The following is a 1,925-nucleotide window of genomic DNA, read 5'->3' on the forward strand; positions in this document are numbered from 1 at the left end:
GTGATCACGATCACGGGAACCAACGATGTCGTCAGCATCACCAGCGGCGCTCAGGCTGGATCGGTGACTGAAGATGCCGCTCCCCAGCAGGCCAGCGGCATGATTAGCTTCAATGACGCCGACTTGATCGACGTTCATGCTGCATCGTTCGCGCCCCATGCTGGTGCTCTGGGCGTGTTTGCTCTGACGCCAGTGTCCGAAAGCGCATCCACCGAAGGTGCCCACGTTGGCTGGACCTACACAGTTGATAATAACGTTGCCAATCACCTGGCCGCCGGTGAAAGCGTCACCGAAACCTACACCGTCAAGGTGGATGACCAGCATGGTTCGTTCACCACTCAGGATATTGTGATCACGATCACCGGTACCAACGATGTGGTCAGCATCATCGGTGGTGCCCAATCCGGATCGGTGGTCGAAGATGCCGCTCCGCTGCAAGCAAACGGCATGATTAGCTTCAATGATGCCGACTTGATCGACGTTCATACTGCATCGTTCCAGCCTCATGCTGGTGCCTTGGGTGTGTTTGCGCTGGCGCCAGTGTCGGAAAGTGCATCCACCGAGAATGGCCAGGTCGGCTGGACCTACACCGTTGATAATGGAGCCGCCAATCACCTGGCCGCCGGTGAAAGCGTTTCGGAAACCTACACCGTCAAGGTGGATGACCTGCATGGTTCGTTCACCACTCAGGATGTTGTGATCACGATCAGCGGCACCAACGATGTCGTCAGCATCACCAGCGGCGCCCAGTCCGGTTCGGTGGCTGAAGACGCCGTTCCGCAGCAAGCCAGCGGCACGATCAGCTTCAATGACGCCGACTTGATCGACGTTCATGCCGCATCGTTCGATCCCCATGCTGGCGCCCTAGGCGTGTTTTCCCTAGCGCCAGTGGCGGAAAGCGCAGCCACTGAGGGTGGTCAGGTCGGCTGGACTTACACCGTTGATAATGGCGCCGCCAATCATCTGGCTGCTGGTGAAAGCGTCACCGAAACGTACACCGTCAGGGTGGATGACCAGCATGGCTCGTTCACGACTCAGGATGTTGTGATCACGATCAGCGGCACGAATGATGTCGTCAGTATCACCAGCGGCGCCCAGACCGGATCGGTAGTTGAAGATGCCGCCCCCCAACAAGCCGGCGGCATGATCAGCTTCAATGATGCCGACTTGATAGACGTGCATATGGCAACGTTCGAGCCGAATGTCGATGCCCTGGGTGTGTTTGCACTTGCACCAGTATCGGAAAGCGCTTCCACGGAGGATGGAGAGCTGGGCTGGACCTACACTGTCGACAATGGCGCTGCAAATCACTTAGCCGCCGGTGAAAGCATCACTGAGACCTACACCGTCAAGGTGGATGATCAGCATGGTTCGTTCACCACTCAGGATGTTGTGATCACGATCACCGGTACCAATGATGTCGTCAGCATTACCAGTGGCGCTCAATCCGGATCGGTAGTCGAAGATGCCGCTCCGCAGCAAGCAAACGGCACAATTAGCTTCAATGACGCCGACTTGATAGACGTTCATGCTGCATCGTTCGCTCCCCATGCCGGTGCCTTGGGTGTGTTTGCCTTGGTGTCAGTGTCGGAAAGTGCATCCACCGAGAATGGCCAGGTTGGCTGGACCTACACCGTTGATAATGGCGCTGCCGATCACTTGGCTGCCGGTGAAAGCGTCACCGAAACCTACACCGTCAAGGTGGACGACCAGCATGGTTCGTTCACAACTCAGGAAGTTGTGATCACGATCGCCGGCACCAATGATGTCGTCAGTATCACCAGTGGCGCCCAGTCTGGATCGGTGGTTGAAGATGCGGCCGCCCAGCAGGCCAGTGGCATGATCAGCTTCAATGATGCCGACTTGGTCGACGTTCATACTGCATCGTTCCAGCCTCATGCTGGTGCCTTGGGTGTGTTTGCGCT

Annotated in this window: 1 protein-coding gene; it reads left to right on the plus strand. The window is 57.1% G+C overall.

Going from position 1 to position 1,925, the window contains the following annotated elements; translation table 11 throughout:
• A partial coding sequence (locus H597_RS35425; RefSeq protein ID WP_211232095.1) for a VCBS domain-containing protein occupies positions 1–1,925 on the plus strand: 1,925 nt, incomplete at both ends.

It is taken from the genome of Pseudoduganella violaceinigra DSM 15887 (assembly GCF_000425385.1).
GTDB lineage: Bacteria > Pseudomonadota > Gammaproteobacteria > Burkholderiales > Burkholderiaceae_D > Rugamonas > Rugamonas violaceinigra.